The organism is Levilactobacillus yonginensis (assembly GCF_003946265.1).
Classification (GTDB): domain Bacteria; phylum Bacillota; class Bacilli; order Lactobacillales; family Lactobacillaceae; genus Levilactobacillus; species Levilactobacillus yonginensis.
Genome location: NZ_RHNO01000062.1, coordinates 1 through 1,105 on the forward strand (window position 1 = coordinate 1; position 1,105 = coordinate 1,105).

General features: G+C 42.1%; 1 protein-coding gene. It reads left to right on the top strand.

Translation table 11 applies throughout. The features are described 5' to 3' along the window. Nucleotides 1–105 precede the first annotated feature (105 nt). A complete protein-coding gene (locus EKM87_RS12335; RefSeq protein ID WP_004561985.1) occupies nucleotides 106–1,095 on the top strand; it encodes an IS30 family transposase in 990 nt (329 codons plus the stop codon). Nucleotides 1,096–1,105: the final 10 nt, after the last annotated feature.

Here is a 1,105-nt window from a genome sequence, read left to right on the forward strand (position 1 = left end):
CTTGAATTTACACTTTAAGTGCAACACTAATTAAATAAAGAATGGCCCATGGCCAAATTTCTGTAAAATGATGTTTGCGAAAACAATCATGAAAGGAATTTAGCCATGGATCACTACAAGCATATTACCATAGATGAACGGGAAACTATCTTTTTAATGAGGAATCATGGAAACTCACTTCGTGAGATTGCCAGCCATATCAAGAAAAGTTACTCAACCATTTCTCGAGAATTAAGCCGTAATTCTACTGGTAAATCCTATTCACCTTCGAAGGCTCAGGAGAAGTACAAACAGCGCAAAGGCAACTGTGGCAGAGTCTCTCTTTTGAGTAATCCTCAGGTGTTTGAAGTGGTGAGAGAACACTTCTGCGAAGACCTTTGGTCTCCGGAGGAAATATCGAATCGCTTGGCAGTCGAAAAGTATCCGGTGCAGATCAGTACCACGACTATTTACCGTGGGATTTTCAATGGCTTATTTGATAATTTGTTTAAATCTGGCAGCTCTAGTGCCGTGCGCCATCTAAGGCATCACGGCAAGTCTCGCCACAATAAAGCTTATCAAGAAAAGCGAGGCAAGATTCCAATCCCCAACAAGATTCATGATCGTCCGCGAGAAGCTGACAACCGTGTAGAAATTGGTCACTGGGAAGGTGATACCGTGTTAGGCAAAAGCGGAAAGGCTTGTGTCGTTACATTGGTTGACCGAAAATCTCGTTACCTGCTTATTGGTAAAGCTGCTAAAAGAACTTCAGAAGCAGTCACGGATACTTTGAGCGACTTAATGAAGCTATGGCCTGGTAGATCGTTAACGATTACCCCGGATAGGGGTAAAGAGTTTGCCAAAGTTCAATGTTTAACTGATAAGTTTGGTACGCCCTTCTACTTTCCCGATCCTCACTCTCCTTGGCAACGAGGAACTAACGAAAATACTAACGGCTTGCTTCGCGAATATTTGCCAAAAGGAACTGACCTTGATTCAATTACTGACCGCCGGATACAAGCATATGCAGAACAAATGAATAATCGTCCCCGTAAATGTCTCGGATGGAAAACGCCTTATGAAATATTCTTTAATGTAGTGTTGCACTTAATTTGACAATTCAAGC